This window comes from Prochlorococcus sp. MIT2304 (assembly GCF_059772405.1).
In genome coordinates this window covers 1,326,494-1,348,103 of the sequence record NZ_CM186286.1, presented here as the reverse complement: position 1 = coordinate 1,348,103, position 21,610 = coordinate 1,326,494, and the positions used below count along the sequence as shown (strand labels likewise).

20 protein-coding genes are annotated in these 21,610 nt (G+C 34.0%); 12 read left to right on the top strand and 8 right to left on the bottom strand.

Features of this window, described 5'->3' with window-relative positions; translation table 11 throughout:
• Positions 1–357 precede the first annotated feature (357 nt).
• Both AC6EIY_RS07750 and AC6EIY_RS07745 read left to right on the top strand, forming a co-directional pair.
• Positions 358–1,575 carry a DUF4214 domain-containing protein gene (locus tag AC6EIY_RS07750; RefSeq protein WP_498506365.1) on the top strand — a complete coding sequence of 406 codons (1,218 nt, stop codon included), beginning with the start codon at positions 358–360 and terminating at the stop codon, positions 1,573–1,575.
• 507 nt (positions 1,576–2,082) lie between these two features.
• Positions 2,083–4,371 carry a tetratricopeptide repeat protein gene (locus tag AC6EIY_RS07745; protein WP_498506364.1) on the top strand — a complete coding sequence of 763 codons (2,289 nt, stop codon included), beginning with the start codon at positions 2,083–2,085 and terminating at the stop codon, positions 4,369–4,371.
• A 201-nt stretch (positions 4,372–4,572) separates the two neighbouring features.
• Here AC6EIY_RS07745 and guaA read toward each other — a convergent pair whose 3' ends face one another.
• Both guaA and cbiD read right to left on the bottom strand, forming a co-directional pair.
• The gene (gene guaA, locus AC6EIY_RS07740; RefSeq protein ID WP_498506363.1) at positions 4,573–6,159 is read right to left on the bottom strand and encodes a glutamine-hydrolyzing GMP synthase; all 1,587 of its coding nucleotides are present in this window, start codon (positions 6,157–6,159) and stop codon (positions 4,573–4,575) included.
• Positions 6,160–6,235: 76 nt separating this feature from the next.
• Complete coding sequence (cbiD, locus tag AC6EIY_RS07735) at positions 6,236–7,381, bottom strand: cobalt-precorrin-5B (C(1))-methyltransferase CbiD (protein ID WP_498506362.1); 1,146 nt, start codon at positions 7,379–7,381, stop codon at positions 6,236–6,238.
• 79 nt (positions 7,382–7,460) lie between these two features.
• Here cbiD and AC6EIY_RS07730 point away from each other — a divergent pair, with 79 nt between their 5' ends.
• The 5 genes from AC6EIY_RS07730 to pdxA all read left to right on the top strand — a co-directional run bounded on the left by AC6EIY_RS07730 (position 7,461) and on the right by pdxA (position 12,171).
• Positions 7,461–8,615, top strand: coding sequence for a pyridoxal-phosphate-dependent aminotransferase family protein (locus tag AC6EIY_RS07730; RefSeq protein ID WP_498506361.1), 1,155 nt, complete (start codon positions 7,461–7,463; stop codon positions 8,613–8,615).
• A gap of 217 nt (positions 8,616–8,832) precedes the next feature.
• Entirely contained in the window at positions 8,833–9,255 is a 423-nt protein-coding gene (locus tag AC6EIY_RS07725; RefSeq protein ID WP_498506360.1) for a DUF6554 family protein, read from the top strand.
• Positions 9,256–9,401: 146 nt separating this feature from the next.
• On the top strand, positions 9,402–9,812 hold the full coding sequence (locus tag AC6EIY_RS07720) for an HNH endonuclease (protein WP_498506359.1): 411 nt from the start codon (positions 9,402–9,404) through the stop codon (positions 9,810–9,812).
• Between the two features lie 260 nt (positions 9,813–10,072).
• Positions 10,073–10,972, top strand: a complete 900-nt coding sequence (locus AC6EIY_RS07715) for an SDR family oxidoreductase (protein WP_498506358.1) — start codon at positions 10,073–10,075, stop codon at positions 10,970–10,972.
• Positions 10,973–11,145: 173 nt separating this feature from the next.
• Positions 11,146–12,171: a 4-hydroxythreonine-4-phosphate dehydrogenase PdxA gene (gene pdxA, locus AC6EIY_RS07710; protein WP_498506357.1), complete on the top strand. Its 1,026-nt coding sequence runs from the start codon at positions 11,146–11,148 to the stop codon at positions 12,169–12,171.
• 9 nt (positions 12,172–12,180) lie between these two features.
• On the opposite strand, the gene accB is transcribed toward pdxA, so the two are convergent.
• Positions 12,181–12,678, bottom strand: a complete 498-nt coding sequence (gene accB, locus AC6EIY_RS07705) for an acetyl-CoA carboxylase biotin carboxyl carrier protein (RefSeq protein WP_498506356.1) — start codon at positions 12,676–12,678, stop codon at positions 12,181–12,183.
• Complete coding sequence (gene efp, locus AC6EIY_RS07700; protein WP_036906095.1) at positions 12,675–13,238, bottom strand: elongation factor P; 564 nt, start codon at positions 13,236–13,238, stop codon at positions 12,675–12,677. The genes accB and efp overlap by 4 nt, the downstream gene beginning before the upstream one ends.
• Before the next feature lie 63 nt (positions 13,239–13,301).
• Here efp and AC6EIY_RS07695 point away from each other — a divergent pair, with 63 nt between their 5' ends.
• Positions 13,302–14,378, top strand: coding sequence for a peptidylprolyl isomerase (locus AC6EIY_RS07695; protein WP_498506355.1), 1,077 nt, complete (start codon positions 13,302–13,304; stop codon positions 14,376–14,378).
• 12 nt (positions 14,379–14,390) lie between these two features.
• On the top strand, positions 14,391–15,374 hold the full coding sequence (gene thiL, locus AC6EIY_RS07690; RefSeq protein ID WP_498506354.1) for a thiamine-phosphate kinase: 984 nt from the start codon (positions 14,391–14,393) through the stop codon (positions 15,372–15,374).
• Positions 15,375–15,390: 16 nt separating this feature from the next.
• Here thiL and gap read toward each other — a convergent pair whose 3' ends face one another.
• The gene (gene gap / locus AC6EIY_RS07685) at positions 15,391–16,413 is read right to left on the bottom strand and encodes a type I glyceraldehyde-3-phosphate dehydrogenase (RefSeq protein ID WP_498506353.1); all 1,023 of its coding nucleotides are present in this window, start codon (positions 16,411–16,413) and stop codon (positions 15,391–15,393) included.
• Between the two features lie 139 nt (positions 16,414–16,552).
• Here gap and murC point away from each other — a divergent pair, with 139 nt between their 5' ends.
• Genes murC through AC6EIY_RS07670 form a run of 3 tightly spaced genes read left to right on the top strand, consistent with a single transcriptional unit; the run spans position 16,553 to position 19,301 of the window.
• Positions 16,553–18,037 carry a UDP-N-acetylmuramate--L-alanine ligase gene (gene murC / locus AC6EIY_RS07680; RefSeq protein WP_498506352.1) on the top strand — a complete coding sequence of 495 codons (1,485 nt, stop codon included), beginning with the start codon at positions 16,553–16,555 and terminating at the stop codon, positions 18,035–18,037.
• 3 nt (positions 18,038–18,040) lie between these two features.
• Positions 18,041–18,916 (top strand): UDP-N-acetylmuramate dehydrogenase, encoded by an 876-nt coding sequence (gene murB, locus AC6EIY_RS07675; protein ID WP_498506351.1) that lies wholly within the window; start codon positions 18,041–18,043, stop codon positions 18,914–18,916.
• Between the two features lie 37 nt (positions 18,917–18,953).
• Positions 18,954–19,301, top strand: a complete 348-nt coding sequence (locus tag AC6EIY_RS07670) for a YbaB/EbfC family nucleoid-associated protein (protein ID WP_498461772.1) — start codon at positions 18,954–18,956, stop codon at positions 19,299–19,301.
• Here AC6EIY_RS07670 and rsgA read toward each other — a convergent pair.
• From rsgA to dnaJ, 3 genes are read right to left on the bottom strand one after another with little or no spacing between them, the layout of a single operon-like run.
• Positions 19,270–20,208 (bottom strand): ribosome small subunit-dependent GTPase A, encoded by a 939-nt coding sequence (gene rsgA, locus AC6EIY_RS07665; RefSeq protein WP_498506350.1) that lies wholly within the window; start codon positions 20,206–20,208, stop codon positions 19,270–19,272. The two genes, AC6EIY_RS07670 and rsgA, sit on opposite strands and share 32 nt — an antisense overlap.
• Complete coding sequence (locus tag AC6EIY_RS07660) at positions 20,195–20,440, bottom strand: sulfurtransferase TusA family protein (RefSeq protein ID WP_498506349.1); 246 nt, start codon at positions 20,438–20,440, stop codon at positions 20,195–20,197. Before AC6EIY_RS07660 ends, rsgA begins: the two co-directional genes overlap by 14 nt.
• A gap of 2 nt (positions 20,441–20,442) precedes the next feature.
• A complete protein-coding gene (gene dnaJ / locus AC6EIY_RS07655) occupies positions 20,443–21,573 on the bottom strand; it encodes a molecular chaperone DnaJ (protein WP_498506348.1) in 1,131 nt (376 codons plus the stop codon).
• Positions 21,574–21,610 lie beyond the last annotated feature (37 nt).

The window sequence follows — 21,610 nt, the reverse complement described above, 5'->3', positions numbered from 1 at the left end:
TAACAACTAAATCAGAGACATTAAAACAACGAGTATAGAGAAAATAATCTTTCTACGATTTCTCCGTAGAGAAGGTGACAAGGTGACACGGTGAAGTGAAGGCGAAGTCACGGTGAAGTGAGTTTTTGAGTGACTGACTACGTTTTACTGCCCTGAACTATTCCCACTCAATAGTTCCTACCATATATGGGGTACTAAAACGCAGTCACAGAAAGAGTTTATTTCTTTAATAATTGCACGGTGAGGTCTCATTAAAGAGCATTCCCAAAACTCAATGGCAAGAGTCCGGTATTTTATTTAGCATATATAGAAGATCTAGATTAAATATAGATCTCAAAGAAAAAAGAATTATTTTTGATGGCAAATCTGGAAACCAAGCACATCATTTCTAGTGCAACTTATTACTCATACACTATTGATGCAATCAAAAAAAACAATAATGAAGTAACTTTCTTTGTAGATGGTGAAGGTAGTTCTACGACTTGGGGACATCAAACAAAAGGATATTTACCAATAAATGCTGTATCCATATCTGATAATTTGAAAAATTGGATTGAGGAGCAAATATGGAAATTAGATAGACTCTTAAATATTACTTTTAAGAAAGTTGATAATTTTAAAGATGCAATGTTAAAAGTCGTCCACACAAATGAAGATTTACCTGGCATGAGTTCTGGGTCATATGGTGCAGCATCTTCAATGTATTCATGGGGTTCTTTCACCAGTAATAATGAGAATTTTGATAGATTTAAAAAATATGATGCATCTCTAGAAACAGCACTGCAAATATCATCAATAGACAATTCAAATAATTTTCATAAAAACTCACTTATACATGAAATCGCACATTTACTAACTTTAGAGCATCCTTTTGAAGCAAATGATGGAGATGTCTACGGAGATGTAAATACAACTAAAACTGAAGATACTGTAATGGCATATGGGACTAGAACAGGAACTTATTCCCTTTGGTATCAAGATATAGACATACAAGCATTGCAAGAAGTTTGGGGAGTAGAGCAACCAAGAATATTTGAATCTAATTTTCGAGATTATAATTTCTATAAAATAGATAATGGATATGGCATTAAATTAAAAGAAGGAACAACTACTATTGATGAAATTACAGGAATAGAAAATCTGAAATTCACTGATCAACAAACCAATCTAATTTCCGATATTAAAGGAGTGTTTGATCAAGTCACAGGATTAAATACAGACTCAGGCAAAATGTTCCGTCTCTACAACGCTGCCTTTGCAAGATTCCCTGATGCTGATGGTTTGAAGTATTGGATTGGTAATTTTAGTTCTGGTATTGATGATGAACGAGCAGTCTCATCTTCTTTTCTTGCCTCTGCTGAATTTAAAGAACGTTATGGAGCAAACATCACACATGAGAAGTATGTTCAAAACTTATACCTGAATGTTTTAAATCGAGAATTAGATCAAGGTGGTTATGACTACTGGGTTGGCAACTTGAACAATGGAGTTGAACAGAGGCATGAAGTTCTTTTAGGTTTTTCTGAATCAGCAGAAAATAAAACTCTATTTACTGATATGACTGGTTTTGGTTGATCTACAGATTTTTATTATCTGTAGAGAACTCATAGATAAACAACAATTTCTTAGAAATCAAAATAAGACTACCAACTGTATAGAAAACAAACTTTCTATGATTGCTCCATAGAGAAGGTGACAAGGTGAAGTGAAAGTGAAGTGACTACTTGAAAACCCTTGTGACTCCCTCACCTCAAACTTGCGGTGAAGTCACGGTGAAGTGAGTTTTTGTGTGACTGACAACGTTTTACTGCCCTGAACTATTCCCACTCAAGAGTTCCTAGCAAAAAGAATAAAGATATAACTGGATTCTCAAGGATTATTTGATCGTGACAAACCCATAACAAACTGACAATGTCTAGGAATGAAAAGAATAAGAACTAATCTATGAGTTGATTTTATCAAAAATCATAGAAAATTAACTAAAAATTGCACTCAATCTCCCTCTATAACAAGTAAATTATTTCAGAAAGAATGAACAAGAGTTGTAATTAATAGTAAAATAGTAAAAATAAAAAAGAGAAAATGAATAGTTCTAATCAAGAAGATGAAGAAAAGAAGAACATTGCCGAAGTAAAAACATTTACAGTTCCATGTGAGTTAGAGAGAATCAAAGAAAATTTTACTGTTAACACCAATACTTCTTCTAAACCTTCAAAAGAAAAAATAATTAATCAAGCAATTAAGTTTCATTCACAAGGAAACATTTCCGAAGCAACAAAATATTATCAATATTTCATAAGTCAAGGTTTTAAAGATCACAGAATGTTTTCTAATTATGGATTAATCTTACAAAGTCTTCGTAAATTCAAAGACGCAGAATTGTTATGCCGAAAAGCAATTGAAATTAAATCTGATTTCACAATAGCGCATTACAATCTGGGGAACATATTGATAAATCTTGACAAATTACAAGAGGCAGAATTGTCATACCGAAAAGCAATTGAAATTAAACCTGATTACGCAATGGCGCATTCTAATCTAGGAAACTTATTGAGAGATCTTGGAAAATTACAAGAAGCAGAAATATCAACTCGCAAAGCAATTGAAATTAAACCTGATTACGCAATGGCGCATTCCAATCTTGGAATCATATTGAGAGATCTTGGAAAATTACAAGAAGCAGAAATATCAACTCGCAAAGCAATTGAACTCAATCCGAATTTCGCAAACTCTCATTATATTCTTGGAAAGATATTGAAAGATATTGGTAACTTACAAGAAGCATTTGATTCTTATCTAAAATCAATTGAACTTAATCCAACACTACCTAATATTTATCCGTCAATAACTAGATTAATAAAGGATTCAGATCCATCCCAATTAAACAAATCTAAATTAAGAAAAATATTAAGTATTCTTCTAGAGAGAAATGATGTACCTCATAGAGAACTAATAAGAGCATTTAACTTCGTATATAGCAATGAAATAATCAGTATTCTAAAACAAATAGATTCAGACTTTCCAAAAATAGAATTAATTTTCAAAAATAAAGTCATAATTAATTCCCTTAAAAAGATTATCTTTTGTGATCTCAAATTAGAGAAAGTGCTAACCGAAGTAAGAAGAAATATATGCTATCGTATTGCTAAAAATATAGAGACTATTAATTATTCTGAATTACAGTTTATTATTGCTTTGGGAGAACAATGTTTTTTTAATGAATATGTTTACTCATTAACTAAAGAAGAAAAAGACTTTCTAAATATTATCATCAAACGATGTCAAGATAATCAATTAAATGAAAGAAATATTGCGATTTTATCTTGTTATTTTCCACTATATAAACTGCTTAAGCAAATACCAACCTTAAAATCTTTTAATTCTTCCAATCAAAGTTTAAAAGATCTAATAGAATTTCAACTAACAGAACCTCTAAAAGAAATTGAATTATCACAAAATATCAAAAAACTAGGGTCAATTAATAATCACGTTTCTCAAAAAGTAAAATCTCAGTATGAAGAGAACCCATATCCTAGATGGAGATATGGAAATTATTCAGAAAGTCAAAAGACATCTATTATGCAAATAATTAATAATGAAATCAATCCAAATTATATAAATCATAATGTGGGTAATAGGCAATTAAAAGTTCTCGTTGCTGGATGTGGAACAGGTCAGCAAATTTTACAAGTACAGAAATATAAAAATGCTCAAATAACTTCTATAGATTTAAGTTTATCTAGTCTTGCGTATGCTCAAAGGAAAATAAATGAATTTGGTATTGATAATATTGAACTCATGCAAATGGATATATTAGAAGTTAGTTTGCTAGAAATGAAATTTGACATTATTGAATGTGGAGGAGTTTTACACCATATGAATAATCCCTTACAAGGATTAAAAACACTGTTAGGTAGTTTAAAAGATAATGGTTTTCTTAAACTAGGTTTATATAGCGAACTAGCAAGACAAGATATTGTTAAAGCAAGGAATTATATTTCCAGCAAAAAACTTCAACCAAGCGAAGATGATATTCGTGATTTCAGAGATACTGTATTTTCAGGTAAAACACCAGAACTAAATTCTCTCTCAAAGAGGACTGATTTTTATACACTTTCATGCTGCCGGGATCTTTGCTTTCACGCACAAGAACATAGATTCACCATTAACCAACTACAAGAAACTCTCAAATCTAATGAATTAGAGTTTCTTGGATTCTTGCTTCCAAAACCAGTTAAATCTCTCTATGAGCAATATTTCCCAGAAGATAAAAAACAAACGAACTTACAAAACTGGGCAAAGTTTGAAGAAAAACATACCAACACCTTCAGAGGAATGTATCAGTTCTGGGTTTCTAAAATGACTACATGAATCCTCACAAAGCATCTCATTTGTGATTTTGTAAAGAAAACCATCTTTCTACGATTTCTTCATGAAGACGCTAACAAGTCACAAAACAAACCCGTGACAAACGCAAGGTGTTAGATCCCTGTTATTTCGTCAACTAATTTCAGGAAGTGAACTTGTGACAAACTCTATTTTTTAGACTATATCTACCTTTTAGTAGACAAGTCATTCCCACTCAATAGTTCCTGGAGGCTTGCTTGTTATATCCAAAACAACTCTATTAACTCCTTCAACTTCGTTAACTATACGGTTAGAAATTTTCTCTAAAATTTCATATGGTATGCGAGACCAATCAGCAGTCATTCCATCTTCACTGGAAACACAACGCACAACAATTGGCCATGCATAAGTTCTTTGATCTCCCATTACTCCAACTGAATAAACAGGCAATAAAACAGCAAAAGCTTGCCATATCTCGTTGTACAAACCAGCATTATTAATCTCCTCTCTCACAATTAAATCTGCATCCCTTAAACAATTTAATTTCTCATGAGTAACCTCTCCTAAAATTCTTATAGCCAACCCTGGGCCAGGGAATGGATGTCTCCGAACAATTTCATTTGGCAATCCCAATGATTTACCAACTTTTCTAACTTCATCTTTGAATAAACGTCTCAAAGGCTCTACCAATTTAAATTGTAAATCTTTTGGCAAGCCTCCTACGTTATGATGACTTTTAATTTTAACAGCTATTCGTTCACCAGTTTTAGGATCAATATTTGTTCCAGAACTCTCTATTACATCTGGATATAGAGTGCCTTGAGCCAAGTAATCAAAAGGGCCCAAACGAAGACTCTCCTCTTCAAAAACCCTAATAAATTCTGTACCTATAATTTTACGCTTTTGCTCAGGATCAGTTACTCCTTTTAATTTTGAAATAAATCTTTCTCTGGCATTTATGTATTCAACATTAATTTTGAACTTTTCATCAAATAAAGACATTAAAAACTCTGGCTCACCTTTTCTCATAAAACCTTGATCAATAAACATGCACGTCAATTGATGTCCTATTGCTTTGTTTAATAAAAATGCAAGAGTTGATGAGTCAACACCACCCGATAGAGCCAATAAAACTTTTTTATCACCTACCTGTTGTTGAACTTGAGAAACAGCTTCATCTATAAATAAATTTGTCGTCCAATCTGGCTCACATGAACAAATATGGTATACAAAATTTCTTAATAAAACCATTCCATGTGTAGAATGAACAACTTCAGGGTGGAATTGCACTCCATAAAACCTCTTTTCGTGAAAAGCAATTGCTGCTTCTAAAGTATTGGAAGTATGAGCTAATCTGACAAATCCCTGGGGTAATTGCTGAACTGAATCCCCATGACTCATCCACATTGTGGATCCACTTATGACATTAGTTAATAAAGCTGTTGAATCATCAACTTCTAAAGGTGCCTTTCCATATTCAGCTTTACCAGTAGCAGGTTTTACAGATCCTCCTAACTGATGAACCATTAATTGCATTCCGTAACAAACCCCAAGTACAGGAATACCTAAATTAAAAATCTCTTGGTCGCAATATGGCGCATCTTCTTGATAAACTGACCCAGGGCCACCGCTTAAAATAATGCCTTTTGGCTGAAGAGAACGTAATTGGGCAGCAGATGTGGTGTAACTCATAACTAGTGAGTAAACCTCTGTCTCTCTAATCCTTCGAGCAATTAATTCTGAATATTGAGAACCAAAATCGAGAATTACGATTGCTGGATTACGATTCTCATCTGAAATCTTTGAAGCCATATCAACCTAATAAATCCTTATAAAATATTCTTATCAAATAGATTAATAAAAATTAAAGGGATATGCCTATACATGCCTATTTATTCAGCATTAACCCTAAAGAATTTATTTGTTTTAAACCGTCCAAACCGGCCCAACGAATTTGTCTTTTACGATCAAATAGTACACACCCTACCCGCATCGAAGAAGACATATACCTATTTATAAAGCCCCGACTTTTAATTTCAACCTCTTCAGCCATTCTACCCCAAACCAAAGATACCGCTTCTAGGCTTTTTTCTTCAAGGGTTAATAAGGCATTTTCCACTGACGTTGATTGACTTAGAGACCTAATCAAATCAAAAGAAATAGCTTCTCTAACTGCCAGTGACGTGAGAATTTCAATTCTTCCATCAGCGAGATGATGATGTGTATGAAAAACACCACCAGAAAGTTTTACTAATTTTCCATGATATCCAAATAATAAAAGTTTCTTTACACCATTTTCTGCAGCAGCAACAAGAAGAGGTCCTACCCAATTACCCGTTTTGATAATTTGATTGGCTGGAAGTCCAAATTTTAGTGCTAGATCCATTCCATTTTCACCAATCACAAAAGCTAGAAATCCATTAAATGATGGTTTAGAACATTTGTCATGCAGAATATCTTTGCATTGCTTCAGCTGATCTGGAGATGAACTGATTTGAGCCTCAGCCTGTGTGCCGATGAGGGACAACCCATCTACTACTCCAAATGCTTCATTACTCGTCTTCAAAGCACGATCTTTACCTTGAGGTAAAACGATTTCTACTTTTATTGAATTACCTTTGGGCAAAAGGGGATAAAGATTTATACACAGCAAATCACGTGCAAAATTAGATATGCATGGAAGGCCAGATGATTGAAATTTGCCTACTCCAAAACCGGGATGAAAATCAAGCCAATCAGGAAATCCATCCTCAACTCTTTTCCCAGATTTAAAACTTACTTTACTGAATTGAATAAAAGCCCAAATTTCTACTCCTCTTGTGATGTCCAAAGGCAGTCCTGATTGACAATGACTAATTGCTAAAGATTTCTTACCATTATCAAGTACAGCGGAAGAACAAATAGGCACCACAATTGATTCTTCTTGATTTGGCAAATCAATTCTTTCAGTCTCTTTAAATTTATTGCCAATAAGAACATTCGTTGCAGACTTTGCAGCCGCAACTACCCAAACTGGAAGCGTAAATTCATTCAAATTATTGGAAGAGCTGACGATAAAAGAAATTCCATAAATAGTTTTTTAAACTAATAATAATCTAGATTTAAATAAGTAAATGCAAGACAAACTCAATCTAATGATCCCTGGACCAACACCGGTACCAGAAAATGTTTTGAGTTCTATGAGTAAGCACCCCATCGGTCATAGAAGTGGAGATTTTCAAAAAATTGTTCAAAAAACAACTGAGCAACTCAAATGGCTTCATCAAACAAAAGCAGACGTTCTTACAATTACTGGAAGTGGTACAGCTGCAATGGAGGCAGGAATAATTAATACATTAAGCAAAGGTGATCAAGTCATCTGTGGAGATAATGGAAAATTTGGTGAAAGATGGGTAAAGGTTGCAAAAGCATATGATCTAGATGTAAAAATTGTAAAAGCTGATTGGGGAGAACCTCTTGATCCAAATCAATTCAAAAGACTTCTCGAAGAAGACACAAATAAAAAAATTAAAGCTGTAATTATAACTCACTCAGAAACTTCAACAGGAGTAATTAATGATCTTAAATCAATTAATAATGAGGTAAAAAATCATGGTAAAGCTATTACTATTGCTGATTGTGTAACAAGCCTTGGTGCATGTAATATTCCAATGGATGAATGGGGAATTGATGTAATAGCCTCGGGTTCTCAAAAAGGTTATATGATTCCACCGGGTCTCAGTTTTGTTGCCATGAGCAAAAGAGCATGGGTCGCAAATAGTCAATCAAATTTACCTAAATTTTATTTAGATTTAAAACAATATTTAAAAACTGCAAATAAAAATAGTAATCCATTTACTCCTGCAATAAATTTATATTTTGCTTTGGAGGCATCACTCACAATGATGCAAAAAGAAGGCCTAAATAATATCTTCACCCGCCACGCTCGGCATCAAAAAGCAACTCAAGAAGGAATAAAAGCCATGGGTTTAAACTTATTAACAAAAGAAAGTTTTGGAAGCCCAGCAATAACAGCTGTTAAACCTGAGAATATAGATGCAGAAACTATAAGGCAAGTAATAAAAAATGACTTCGACATACTCCTTGCTGGAGGACAAGACCATTTGAAAGGAAAAATCTTTAGGATTGGTCACTTAGGATTTGTCAATGACAGAGACATTATTAGTGTGATATCAGCTTTAGAAAGCACTCTTAATAAAATAGGCAAATTAAACGTACCAATTGGTAACGGTATTGCTAAAACAATTTCAGTACTTAATAACGAATAATATTTAAATAATCATATCAAAAGATAGTTATCATAGTCATCTTTAAAATATAATTGATATCATAAGCACAATATTTAATTCACGAAATTTTAAATAAAATCATTATCATTTTTAAAAACAATAAATTTAATGAATAACGCAAAAACGATATTATGAAATAAAGCTCGACAGAAGAGAGAAAAATAGATAATTTAAGATTGATAATCTTTTTAAAATCATGCCAATTGGGATAAAGCGAAATTTCTTACCAATTTCAATAATTTGTTTAATCTGCAGTACTACTTTAGGATTAAAAGTTAATGGAGCAGTAACAAACGGAGCAGACATATATTGCTTTATGAGGAATGGGGGCAACACACATGAACCAAGCTGGGAAGCAGCCTATGAATTTATAAAAAGCAAAAAACAAGGTTTATTCAAAACATCGCCCAAGCAAGCTGCCTCATTAATTGTTGAACAAGTAGTTCAAAATCCTGTAAAATATGAAGATTGTATTAATTATTTAGGCGATCTATATACAGGAGAATCTAGCTCCATGGGAGTTAATAATGATAAAAACTTACCAAAAGGATCAACTACATCAATCAACACCACAGAAAAAAATCCTAAAGGGAAATATATTGATCGATATAATTACTGATTAGTTTATTTTGTGTATTAAGACAAAAAATAAGGAATAAATCTTTCGCGATTAAATAATAAATCTTATAAACTTTAAAATAGCTATTTTCGATACATTGACTTATTGCTCTATCAAGGCAAAATTAAAATAATTAATTAATACGTATGCACAACAGGGACGCGGTTTTCTTAGAAGATCTCTGCCCAAAACTACGTGATAGAAGATGGCGAAAATCACTACATGAATTTACTGGGAACCGATGTATATATTGTGGGAAAAATTCAGAATCAATAGATCATGTTTTACCGCAAAGCAAAGGTGGATTAAGTATTACTGAAAATTGTGTACCAGCTTGCTTATCTTGCAACGGAAGCAAAACAGACAATAATGCTTTTGAATGGTATAGAAAACAACGTTTTTACGATCCAAGGCGTTCAATGGCTATAAGAGCATGGACAGAAGGTGATATACGTCTGGCTTTAAGACTTCTACAATGGGCTCAAACTAAACGACATGAAAACATTGAACAATCAAAATCTATCGTAAATGAAAGTTATTCTTGGCAAGTAGCCTAAGGTTCTACCAAACTTGACAGGCGACTGAAGAATTATATTTCTCACATACAGAAACTAAATTAGAAGACCTCTGAGGAACAAAAGCTATACATAGAAGAGAGCAAATTGATGCAAGCAAAGGCTTTATCAAGCTTAGACTTTTATTCTGCCTAGATAATCTTTTATGGATCCTTAATTTGCTAGCACCATTTACGGAATTCAGACTAGGCTTAAAAGAAGAAGCAATCATTGCTAAATAACAACATAATACATTTGTACTAATGAATCAGGATTTTGTCAAGCGGTTTGATCCTCTACCGCCTAAATCAAAATTAATCATATTTGGAGGCGGCTTTAGTGGACAAAGAATTGCAGTTTTAGCAAGACGTCTAGGGGTAAAGGTTTTGTGCAGCAGAAGAAGCAAAGAAAGTGAAGGAGCTGATTTCATATTCAATACAGAAAAACAATTATCAAATGAAATTCTCGAAGGAGCAACACATGTATTGAGTTGCATACCTCCTTCATTGAATGGTGAAGATCCAGTTCTACTTAGACTCAAAACTCAATTACAAAACTCAAAAAATTTAAAATGGGTTGGCTATTTATCCACTACTGGAGTATATGGGGATACTAAAGGAGGATGGGTAGATGAAAATACTTCTCCTAATCCCCAACAAGAAAGAAGTATTCGTAGATTTGCATGTGAAAAACAATGGATAGAAACCAAGCTTCCTCTTCAAATTCTTAGATTGCCAGGTATTTATGGGCCTGGAAGGTCTGCGTTTGACAGTCTATTTAAGGGAACAACGAAAATGATAGATAAGCCCGGTCAAGTTTTTTCAAGAATTCATGTCGATGATATTGCTGGATCTGTATTATTTTTAATCAATCTCTATTCTCAAGGGAAAAATCCATTAGTGATAAATGTAGCTGATAACTTACCAAGTAATAATCTTGAAGTTATTAATTTCGCAGCGAAAATAGCCAAAAAATCTGTTCCATTAGCAATTCCTTTTGAAATTGCAAAAAAAGAGATGAGTCCAATGGCGCTATCTTTTTGGCAAGAAAATCGAAAAGTTGATAATAAGCTTTTGTGTAAAAAGCTAGGATATTCTCTGATTTATCCAGATTTCAAATCTGGTCTAAAAAATTGTTTCTCTAAATTAAAAATGAATGAATAGTTTTTGGAGTGATAATAATCTTTAGTTTCTATTCTTTTCATAAAACACTTAAACTTGATAAATTACCTGAGTCAATAAACTATTTCGAATATCCAAAACATACTTAAAATCATCAAAAGACTTAGATTATTAAATCATTTACGTAAGATAAAAAATCAAAATCACATCGAAACATGAAAAGAAATCAAACACCAGAAACAAAGAAAAATACTCTTATTATTTCTTTGGGTGATCCTGCAGGAATAGGAACTGAAATAACGCTAAAAGCGCTTGGCTCTAAATACTTAAATAAAAATATACACCCTTTACTTGTAGGGTGTAAAAAAAATATTTATCAAACATATATTCAGCTAATCAGTCAGGGAATACATAATATTACTGACCCTAAGGAACTTGATATTATTGATATTCCTTTAGAAAAAGAAATTATTCCAGGAATAGTTGATGAAATAACTGGTTCAGCAAGTTTTAAATGGCTTGTCAAAGCGACAAATATCCTTTTGGAGGGTAAAGCTAAAGCTCTCGTTACAGCTCCTATCTCAAAAATCGCATGGCATAAAGCAGGGCATGAATTTGCAGGTCAAACTGAATTATTAGGTAAATTAACTAATAAAAAGACATCCATGCTTTTTACAGCGATCTCACCAAACAATGGTTGGAGATTTAATACTTTATTAGCTACAACACATATTTCTCTTAATAAAATAAATAATAATTTAACTAAAGAGTTAATTAGATATAAATTAGATGAGTTGTTGAATTTTTGTCGTCAGTTCACAAAAAAACCATTAATTCATGTAGCAGGCTTAAATCCTCACGCAGGAGAAGAAGGAAAAATTGGAATAGAAGAACAAAACTTAATTATTCCTACTTTGAATGAGTGGAAAATAGACAATCCCGGAATCAAAGTTATTGGACCTATACCTCCAGATAGCTGTTGGATTTCATCAGCAGACGCATGGAATCGCCCCTCAAATGAAAATAATGCACCTGATGGAATTCTTGCCTTGTATCATGACCAAGGTCTGATACCAGTCAAGCTGATTGCTTTTGATGAAGCTGTTAATACAACTCTTGGATTACCTTTTGTGAGAACATCACCAGATCATGGAACTGCTCTTGATATTGCAGGTAAGTTCAAGGCAAGAGAGGCAAGTATGGTTGCTGCTATCAATAATGCCTGGCTTCTTTCTAGATAAGTAAAACTTTTATAAAGGTTTTAATCTCATTAAAACTTGACCAAACTCAACTGGTGTTCCATTCTCAACTAGAATTTCAACCACTTCACCACTCACCTCTGACTCTAATTCATTCATTAATTTCATAGCCTCAAGAATACAAACAGCTTGTCCAACACTAATTCTTGATCCAATTTCCACAAATGGGGGTTCTTCTGGGCCTGGTGCACGATAAAAGGTACCAACCATAGGAGCAGTCACTTCAACCAAATCAGAGCGGGAGCCAGGGACAGAAGGAGGAGGAGTACTTGGAACTGCAGTAGCCTCAACTTTACGTTGAGGTGGTGGTGAATCACTCTCTTCTAATATCTGTTTCTTCTGAGAAATAATTGAATCCGAGGGTGTTCCTAAATTACGTTTTACTTCCAAGTAAAAGTCTTGTCCCTCAAGTCGAAACTCTTGAATATCGCTCTCAGCTAAAGTTGCCAACAAGCGATGTAGCTCTTCGTGATCAAGATTCATTGTCATTGTGTTTCTCGGCCTAGATAACTGTCATTTCGAGTATCTACTCGAATTTTCTCACCAATTGAAATAAATAATGGGACCATGACTTGGGCTCCTGTTTCCAAGATTGCAGGCTTTGTACCTCCCGAAGCAGTGTCACCTTTTACCCCTGGATCAGTTTCTTTTATTTCTAAAACAACTGAGTTGGGCAATTCAACTTCAAGAGGTTTTTCATTCCAAGACACTACATTAACCTCCATACCCTCCTTTAGATATTTCCTACTTTCACCAATTTGTTTAGCTGTTAGGCGCGTTTCTTCATAAGAAGTCATATCCATAAATACAAAATCATCTCCATCCATGTATGTGTGTTGTAACTTTGATTTTTCCAGAAGAGCTTGCGGAACCATTTCACCAGCTCTAAAAGTCTTTTCAACAACACTACCGCTCACAACAGCTTTTAATTTAGTCCTGACAAAGGCAGAACCCTTGCCAGGCTTGACATGTAAGAATTCAATTACACGCCAAACTGCACCGTCTAACTCGATCGTAGTGCCAGTGCGAAAGTCGTTACTTGAAATCATTCACACAAAAGATACCAATCGATCATAAGTCTGTGCCAAAGTCATGCAAAACATAGAATTAACATGGCAAAAAAGATTTGCATTCTTGCCCTGGTAACAATCCTATTTTCTTTGAGCTCTCCATGGATTGAACCTGCTGCTGCAAGCCTTCCAAATGGTAATCGACTCAAAGATCCATATGCAATATTAAGAAATTCTTTACCGATTGACCAAAAAGAATTACGTGAATTACAAAACAAACTGGAAGATACCAGCGACGATCTTCGAGGAAGTAGATGGTCAGCCATCAGCAAAGCCACTTCGAGAAGTCAATTCTTGGTAAGCAATAGAAAAAATCAAATTCTTGAATCAATACCAGAGGAAAACAAAGAAAAAGCAGTTAATCTGCTCACAAAATTGAAAGAAGAACTTGATGACTTAGGAGAAATTACAAACGAAAAGAATAAAGTCTCATTTCTTAACGTCCGACGTGAAAGTTTGAAAACAATTGATGATTTAGAATCTCTTTTAATCACTGATGCATTTCCATATAAAATACCTAGTGAATATGACAATCTACCAAGACTTTTAGGTAGAGCAAATGTAGAAATAAAAACATCAAAAGGAAATATGAGCGCAATTATTGATGGATATAATGCTCCTCTTACCGCTGGTGCATTTATAGATCTTTCCTTGAAAGGTTTTTACGATGGTTTACCAATTAATAGAGCTGAAGAATTTTTTATTCTTCAAACTGGAGATCCTAAAGGAGAAGCGATTGGATATATAGACCCTGATAATAATGAGTTGAGAAAAGTTCCATTAGAAATAAGAACACCTAATTTTGAAGATACACTTTATGGCGAAACTTTTGAAGAGGTTGGACTTTACACTGAAACCCCTGTTCTTCCATTTGCAACTTTAGGCACACTTGGATGGGCGCACTCTGATACCGATTTAAATGATGGTTCATCTCAGTTTTTCTTTTTCTTATATGAAGCTGAATTAAATCCAGCTGGGCGAAATCTTATTGATGGAAGAAACGCGGCTTTCGGCTACGTAATAGAAGGTTCTGAAATCTTGAGTAAACTTGGAGTAGATGACAAAATCATCTCAATTAAAGTACTAAATGGTTCAGAAAATCTCAAACTCAAAGCTTAATTTTCAAACAAAGTGACAACAACAATTAAAGATTTAGGTGAAATAGAATTACTTAATCGTTTAAAAAGATTTATGCGATCTGCTCAGATAGATGATGATGTCGCAGAAATAAATACAATTAATAAAAATATATTGATTAATACTGATTTACTTGTAGATAAAATTCATTTTTCTGAAGAAATATCTAATGCCAAAGAAATTGGCTGGAAATGCATTACCACAAATATTTCTGATCTAATTTGCAGTGGCTCAGACAACATAATTTCCTTTACCGTTGGACTTGTTTTGCCAGCAAACACAAGGTGGCAATGGGTAGAACACCTATACGAAGGAATGTCTGAAGCGATGCAAGAATTTGGTGGAGAAATAATTGGTGGAGATTGCTCTTGTGGAGAAACAAAAATGATTTCAATTACTGCAATTGGAGAAATGAAGCCTCCCAGATTGCATAGAGGAAATGCTTTACCAGGGGACTATATTGTCAACACTGGATTCCATGGATTGAGTAGATTAGGTTTAGCACTTTTAACATCAGAACAACTACCAAGCGAAATCTCAATAAGTTCAAACCTTACCAATAAAGCCATTAACGCACACAAACGCCCTTATCCCGCTCTAAAGGCACTCAAAGCATTAAAAGAGTGCAAACCTAAATCATTGAGTTGGAGAGCTGCAGGAACCGATAGCAGCGACGGACTCATTGAGTCAATAAGAGGAATTTGCCAAAGCAGTAATTGCCAAGCAATTTTGTCGAAAAATTCTATTCTTCGAGATCCTGAATGGCCAAAAGATTCACTTTGGGATGAATGGATGCTAAAGGGGGGGGAAGACTATGAATTGATAGTTACTCTTCCTAAAGAATGGGCAGAAGCTTTTTCTAAAGAATTGGATTCTGCCCATATAATTGGGTTTATAAAAGAAGGTAAACCAAATATTTCCTGGGATAACTTAGAGTCAATTAATATTCAGGAATCCAGTCTATTTCAACATTTTTAGCAATAGAGCATAAGTTTTATTTCCATTTTTGAGCAACAATTTCAGCCAAATCAACAACCCTTTGGCTGTAACCCCACTCGTTGTCATACCAGGCTAAAACTTTAACCATATTGTCATCTATGCACATTGTTAATGCTTCATCAACAATAGTTGATTCATTAGTTCCAGCATAATCAGAGGAAACCAAAGGCAAATCTCCATATTTGATTATTCCTTTCATTTCACCTTCTGAGGCAGTTTTCAACAATGCATTTACTTCTTCAGCACTGGTTTTACGACTTGATTCAAAAACTAAATCAACTGCAGAGACATTCGGAGTTGGTACACGCATAGCAATACCTGTAAGCTTTCCTTTCATTTCTGGATAAACAAGAGCTACAGCTTTTGCTGCACCTGTTGACGTAGGAACCAAATTCATTGCGGCAGCTCTTGCTCTGCGCAAGTCACGATGGGCATTATCCAATATTCTTTGATCTCCGGTATAGCTGTGAATTGTGGTCATTAAACCCTTATTTATTCCTAACTTTTGATCTAAAACTTTCACTATTGGAGCTAGACAGTTTGTGGTGCAACTTGCATTGCTGAGAATATCAAAATCTCCATGAGAATATTGATCAGCATTAACACCAACCACATATGTTCCAACACCGTCACCTTTGCCAGGAGCAGTAAGAATTACTTTCTTAGCCCCTACCTGTAAATGCTTACTAGCTCCAACATCTGTATTAAATACACCTGTTGACTCAATAACTAGATCAATACCCCACTCTTTCCAAGGGAGATTTAATGGGTTTCTATCCGAATAACATTTAATAGTTTTACCATTAATTTCAAATGTATCGTCGGTATGTGAGATTTCAGCATCATTTATTGCACCGAGAATCGAGTCGTATTTAAGTAGGTGAGCACAGGTTTTTGGATCAGAAGTAACGTTGATTCCAACCACCTCAATATTTGTATTCCCACCCCTACTGAGCCAACAACGCATAAAATTGCGTCCAATTCTTCCGAATCCATTAATCGCAACACGCAAAGTCATTTCAAAAACGGTTAAACCGCATAAGCTACTGGCCGCTGATCATACAGAACGATGAGCATTTTGAAAAAAATATGATGCCTTAAGCAAATAAAAAGGTACAAAATCACTGGAATTCTTTAAAAAATGTGCCTTTTGAAAGATGAAGAGTTATCTTTCACTCGACACCAAAGTGAAATTGAAGAAGTTACGAGTCTTACCTCCTCACATCCATTTCATTGGAATCGGAGGCATTGGCATGTCTGCCCTAGCAATGATTCTGGCTAAAAATGGATATTCCATATCAGGTTCAGACATAAAAAGTAGCCATATCTTGAAAGAATTAGCTAATAATCATGTAATTATATTTAACACTCAGAAAGAATCAAACATTGATAAACTTATAGAGAAAAAAAATAAAAATATTTTAGTTGTAATCAGCTCTGCAATCCGTCCTGAAAATCTCGAATTAAAAAAAGCTAAAGAATGTAAGTTACAAATAAAACATCGCTCAGAAATCCTAAAATTCTTAATCGATCAAAAGAAATCTATAGTTATTTCAGGTTCTCACGGTAAAACAACCACAAGTACTTACATAACAACTATTCTTTCTATTTTAAAGAAAGATCCTACTGCTGTAATTGGTGGTGTTGTTCCTCTATATAATAAAAATTACAACGTTAGTAATAGTGAAATATTAGTAGCCGAAGCAGATGAATCAGATGGATCATTAGTGACCTTTAATTCTAATATTGGAATTATCACAAATGTAGAGCTCGAACATGTTGATCATTATCAAAATCTAGAAGATTTAATAAAAACAATGAAAAAATTTGCAGAAAATTCTAATTACCTAATTGCAAATTATGACTGCCAAAACCTTAAAAATAATATAAAAGCTTCTCAATGGTTTTCAATTCAAGAAACTAATAATATAGATTTTGCACTAATTCCAAAAGAATCTAATGGTTGTAAAATTATTGCAGAATATTATGAAAACGGAAAATTTATCGATGTAATCAATGTACCTATTCCCGGCATACACAATTTAAGTAATACAATTGCTGCACTGGCTGCTTGTAGAGTAGCTGGAATTCTTTTTAAAGATATAAAGAAAGGAATTGAATATTTACAACTTCCTTCAAGAAGATTTGACTATAGAGGTTTATGGAAAAACAGATTAATAGTGGAAGATTATGCTCATCACCCTAGTGAAATTGATGCTGCAATATCAATTGCTTCTACCATGAGAAATACAAAAAATAATTTTTCCGAAATTCTACCTGAAAGAATAGTATCAATATTTCAACCTCATAGGTATAGTAGAACTAAAAAATTTCAAAAAAACTTTGCAAAAAGCCTAAGTAAATCCGATTTAGTTTTAATAACACCTATCTACTCTGCTGGTGAAGATCAAATCGAAGGAATAAATAATAAGACTATTGGAAATGAGTTAAGAAAATTAAAACCAAATCTAGAAGTATATACTCCAGATAATAATCAAGATCTGATAAAACTAATAAAAGAAAATACTCTAGAAAAAGATTTGATTTTAGTTTTGGGAGCAGGAGATATTAATATGATATGTGCAAGTCTATTTTTAAAATTAATCAATAATAAGTCAATAAAAAATAATTTAGCTGCTTGATAAATGAATTGTATTCAATTAGAAAAAAATATTTCATTATCAAATTTTACTACTTGGCGAATAGGAGGTCCTGCAGAATGGATTGCTCAACCGAAAAATATGGAAGAAATTAAATATCTAATTAATTGGATAAATAAGAAAAAAATTTCCTGCAATATTTTTGGTGCTGGATCAAATCTTCTAATTAACGACAAAGGAATTAAAGGTTTAAGTTTATGTATGCGTAATTTCAAAGGTGTACATATTGATAAAAATAATGGAGTTGTTGATGTTCTTGGCGGTGAAATGCTCCCAACGTTGGCCAGAAAAGCTGCTGCAAATGGACTTCATGGACTTGAGTGGGCTGTCGGGATACCAGGCACAATTGGTGGAGCAGTAGTTATGAATGCAGGAGCGCAAGGACATTCCATATCAGACTATCTCGAAAGTATTGCAACATTGTCTTTGAAAGGAGAATACAAAATGATCAAAAAAAAGGATCTCAATTTTGGATATCGACACAGTCTGCTTCAAAATGAGAACTTGATTGTCTTATCTGCCCGACTCAAGCTGGTTTCAGGTCAAGCAGAAATAATTCGACAAGTTACTAATGAAAACCTAAATCATCGATTACGAACTCAGCCTTATAAATCCCAAACATGCGGGAGTGTTTTTCGAAATCCAGAACCTTTAAAAGCTGCAAAATTAATTGAAGAACTTGGTCTAAAAGGTTTTCGTTGTGGTGGAGCTGAAATATCAAAAATACATTCAAATTTTATAATTAATGCAAACAATGCTTCTTCTTGTGACGTCAGAGAGTTGATCAAATACATTCAAAAAAAAGTGTTTAATTCTTATGGAATCTTGTTAGAAACAGAAGTCAAACAATGTGGCTTTTAAATTTAAACCCTAAAATCAATAACAATAGGAAATTCTCATGGCTGGATTCGGACTACCAAATTTTGGACAACTCACTGAAGCTTTCAAAAAAGCTCAACAAATTCAGCAGAATGCTCAGAAACTTCAAGAGGAGCTTGAAGTTATGGAAATAGAAGGAACGAATAATGACAATCGAGCAAAAATATGGATGTCAGGAAATCAAAAACCTTTACGAGTAGAAATTGATCAATCTCTTCTTTCTGAAGAAAGAGCAATAGTCGAAGAAGCAATATTAGATGCCATGAAATCCGCTCATGAAGTTTCAACTTCAACGATGAAAGAGCGAATGGAAGATTTAACCGGTGGATTCAAGCTTAACCTGCCTGGTATGGGAGATGAGGATTAATCATTTCCTCAAGATTCTCACGATAAAAAGGATATCTTTCAAGATCCTTATTAATTACACAACCAGGCTCATCTCTATGCAAACAATTACGGAACTTACATTTTGACTTACTTAACTGAGTTCGAAACTCAGGAAACAAATAAGCAAAGTCAGATGTCTTGCATACAATTTCTGGACGATTAAACCCTGGCGTATCAGCAAGAAGTGATCCATTTCCAATAGCATAAAGTTCGACATGTCTTGTTGTATGAGTACCTCTCTTTAACTTTTTGGACACAGATGAAGTGGGTAATGAAACGGTTGGGATGAATTGATTAATTAAACTTGTCTTTCCTACTCCAGATGGCCCAGCAAGTACAGTTAATTTTGTTCTTCGAAATCGTTCTATTAATAAATCAATGCCCTGAGAAGTATAAATAGATACTGGTATACAATCATAACCCCAAGATTTTAATTGATTTATATGTAAGATCAAATCATTCTTTGTAATTAAATCTATTTTTGTTAAAACTACCAAAGGCTTTATGTTTGCACATTCAGCTGTTAATAAAAAACGGCTTGCTTGCTCAATATCAAATAAAGGCTCATCAACTGAGATACAAATAGAAACTAATGTAACGTTTGCCACGGCCGGACGTTTTAAAAAGCTTTTTCTCTTCTCAACTTCAGAAATTACTGCTCGTTTATTTTTAAAGTCTACAGACTCCACAAAAACTATGTCACCGACATCTATAAATAAACCTTGATAATCTAACTTGCGTCTTCTTGTGCATAAAAGTCTAATTTTTTTATATGATTGATCAAAAAACTCATCTTTAAAATCTTTATAGTCAATCTCTACAATTAAAAAATTTGCCTTAAGTGCAACAACAATACCTTTTAAATTCTTAGATTTATTTTTCTTCACTCGATATTACTAAAGTTACTTTTTTAGAGTCTTTATTCAATATCTTTACTCTATAACCCTTCTCTTGTAAACCATCAATCACGCTAGTCTCAGCTTCACCAATATCAAGGTCTACTTTTAAAATTTGATTAGAAGATAAGTTTTCCAACACCAAACAGCATTTAACAAAATTGACTGGACAAGTAAGGCCACACAAGTCTAAATAATGATTAATAACATTATTTTTTTCCACTATTATTTTCCAAACAACTTACTAAATAAGCCACTTTTATGATAATGATGTTGAGGTCCACGTGCAGAGTAATGTCCAGCCAACTTTTCTAATAAATTTCTTTCAGAATCTGATAATTTTGTAGGTAATTTTATCTTTACTGTTACTTGGTGATTACCTCTAGCAACAGGATTACCTAGTTTTGGCACTCCTTTGTTTTCTAAATTCAAAATAGAGTTAGGTTGGGTTCCAGCTGGAATTTGTAATTTAGTCGGGCCATCTACAGTATCTATTTCAATAGTATCACCTAAAATTGCCTGAAGGTAACTAATATTTACCTCAGATAAAATTGTCAATCCATCTCTCTTTAAAGTAGGATTATTTCTAACCTTTAAAAAGACATATAGATCTCCTGAGGGACCGCCCTTTAATCCAGCATTACCCTCGCCTGAAACTCTTAATCGTGTTCCGCTATCAACCCCAGCAGGAATATTAATTTTTAATTTCTTTCTTACTTGTTTAACCCCTTTTCCTCCACAAGTGTTACAAGGATCTTTAATCACTTGTCCAGAGCCACCACAAGTTGGACATTCAGCGACTTGGGTAAAACTGCCAAAAGGTGTACGAGTAGCTCTTCTTACTTGACCTGCACCACTACATGTAGAACAAGTAACAGGACCAATGCCTTTCTTAGCCCCAGTCCCTCTGCAAACATCGCAAGTTTCTAAATGAGGAACCGTAATCTCTTTTTCTTGTCCAAAAATAGCTTTATCAAAATCAATCGTTAGGTCGTAACGTAAATCATCTCCCTGTTGAGGTCCACGTCTTTGAGGGCGAGAACCTCCTGGAGAACCAGGTCCACCAAAGCCATTAAAAAAAGTCTCAAACAAATCTGCAAAGCCTCCCATATCTCCCATGTCAGGCATACCAGCGGCCCCACCAATTCCAGCTTCTCCAAATTGGTCGTAACGAGCTCGCTTTTGAGAATCACTTAAAACTTCATATGCTTTACCTATTTCTTTGAACTTATCCTCCGCACCTGGTTCTTTGTTCACATCCGGGTGATATTTCCGAGCTTGCTGTCTATAAGCTCTTTTTAAAGTGTCAGCATCAGCATCTCTACTAACACCCAATAGATCGTAAAAATCAGCCATTAGTTCATTTAAACAAATTCAATTCCCTTTCGATCGT

What these genes read in the sequence shown, in the direction of transcription:
- AC6EIY_RS07730 (WP_498506361.1), top strand. Translation starts at nt 7,461, where the DNA reads ATGCAAGACAAACTCAATCTAATGATCCCTGGACCAACACCGGTACCA.
- accB (WP_498506356.1), bottom strand. Translation starts at nt 12,678, where the DNA reads ATGACAATGAATCTTGATCACGAAGAGCTACATCGCTTGTTGGCAACT.
- guaA (WP_498506363.1), bottom strand. Translation starts at nt 6,159, where the DNA reads ATGGCTTCAAAGATTTCAGATGAGAATCGTAATCCAGCAATCGTAATT.
- AC6EIY_RS07670 (WP_498461772.1), top strand. Translation starts at nt 18,954, where the DNA reads ATGGCTGGATTCGGACTACCAAATTTTGGACAACTCACTGAAGCTTTC.
- AC6EIY_RS07695 (WP_498506355.1), top strand. Translation starts at nt 13,302, where the DNA reads ATGGCAAAAAAGATTTGCATTCTTGCCCTGGTAACAATCCTATTTTCT.
- AC6EIY_RS07745 (WP_498506364.1), top strand. Translation starts at nt 2,083, where the DNA reads ATGAATAGTTCTAATCAAGAAGATGAAGAAAAGAAGAACATTGCCGAA.
- AC6EIY_RS07750 (WP_498506365.1), top strand. Translation starts at nt 358, where the DNA reads ATGGCAAATCTGGAAACCAAGCACATCATTTCTAGTGCAACTTATTAC.
- AC6EIY_RS07725 (WP_498506360.1), top strand. Translation starts at nt 8,833, where the DNA reads ATGCCAATTGGGATAAAGCGAAATTTCTTACCAATTTCAATAATTTGT.
- AC6EIY_RS07720 (WP_498506359.1), top strand. Translation starts at nt 9,402, where the DNA reads ATGCACAACAGGGACGCGGTTTTCTTAGAAGATCTCTGCCCAAAACTA.
- AC6EIY_RS07715 (WP_498506358.1), top strand. Translation starts at nt 10,073, where the DNA reads ATGAATCAGGATTTTGTCAAGCGGTTTGATCCTCTACCGCCTAAATCA.
- gap (WP_498506353.1), bottom strand. Translation starts at nt 16,413, where the DNA reads ATGACTTTGCGTGTTGCGATTAATGGATTCGGAAGAATTGGACGCAAT.
- murC (WP_498506352.1), top strand. Translation starts at nt 16,553, where the DNA reads ATGAAGAGTTATCTTTCACTCGACACCAAAGTGAAATTGAAGAAGTTA.
- pdxA (WP_498506357.1), top strand. Translation starts at nt 11,146, where the DNA reads ATGAAAAGAAATCAAACACCAGAAACAAAGAAAAATACTCTTATTATT.
- murB (WP_498506351.1), top strand. Translation starts at nt 18,041, where the DNA reads ATGAATTGTATTCAATTAGAAAAAAATATTTCATTATCAAATTTTACT.
- dnaJ (WP_498506348.1), bottom strand. Translation starts at nt 21,573, where the DNA reads ATGGCTGATTTTTACGATCTATTGGGTGTTAGTAGAGATGCTGATGCT.
- efp (WP_036906095.1), bottom strand. Translation starts at nt 13,238, where the DNA reads ATGATTTCAAGTAACGACTTTCGCACTGGCACTACGATCGAGTTAGAC.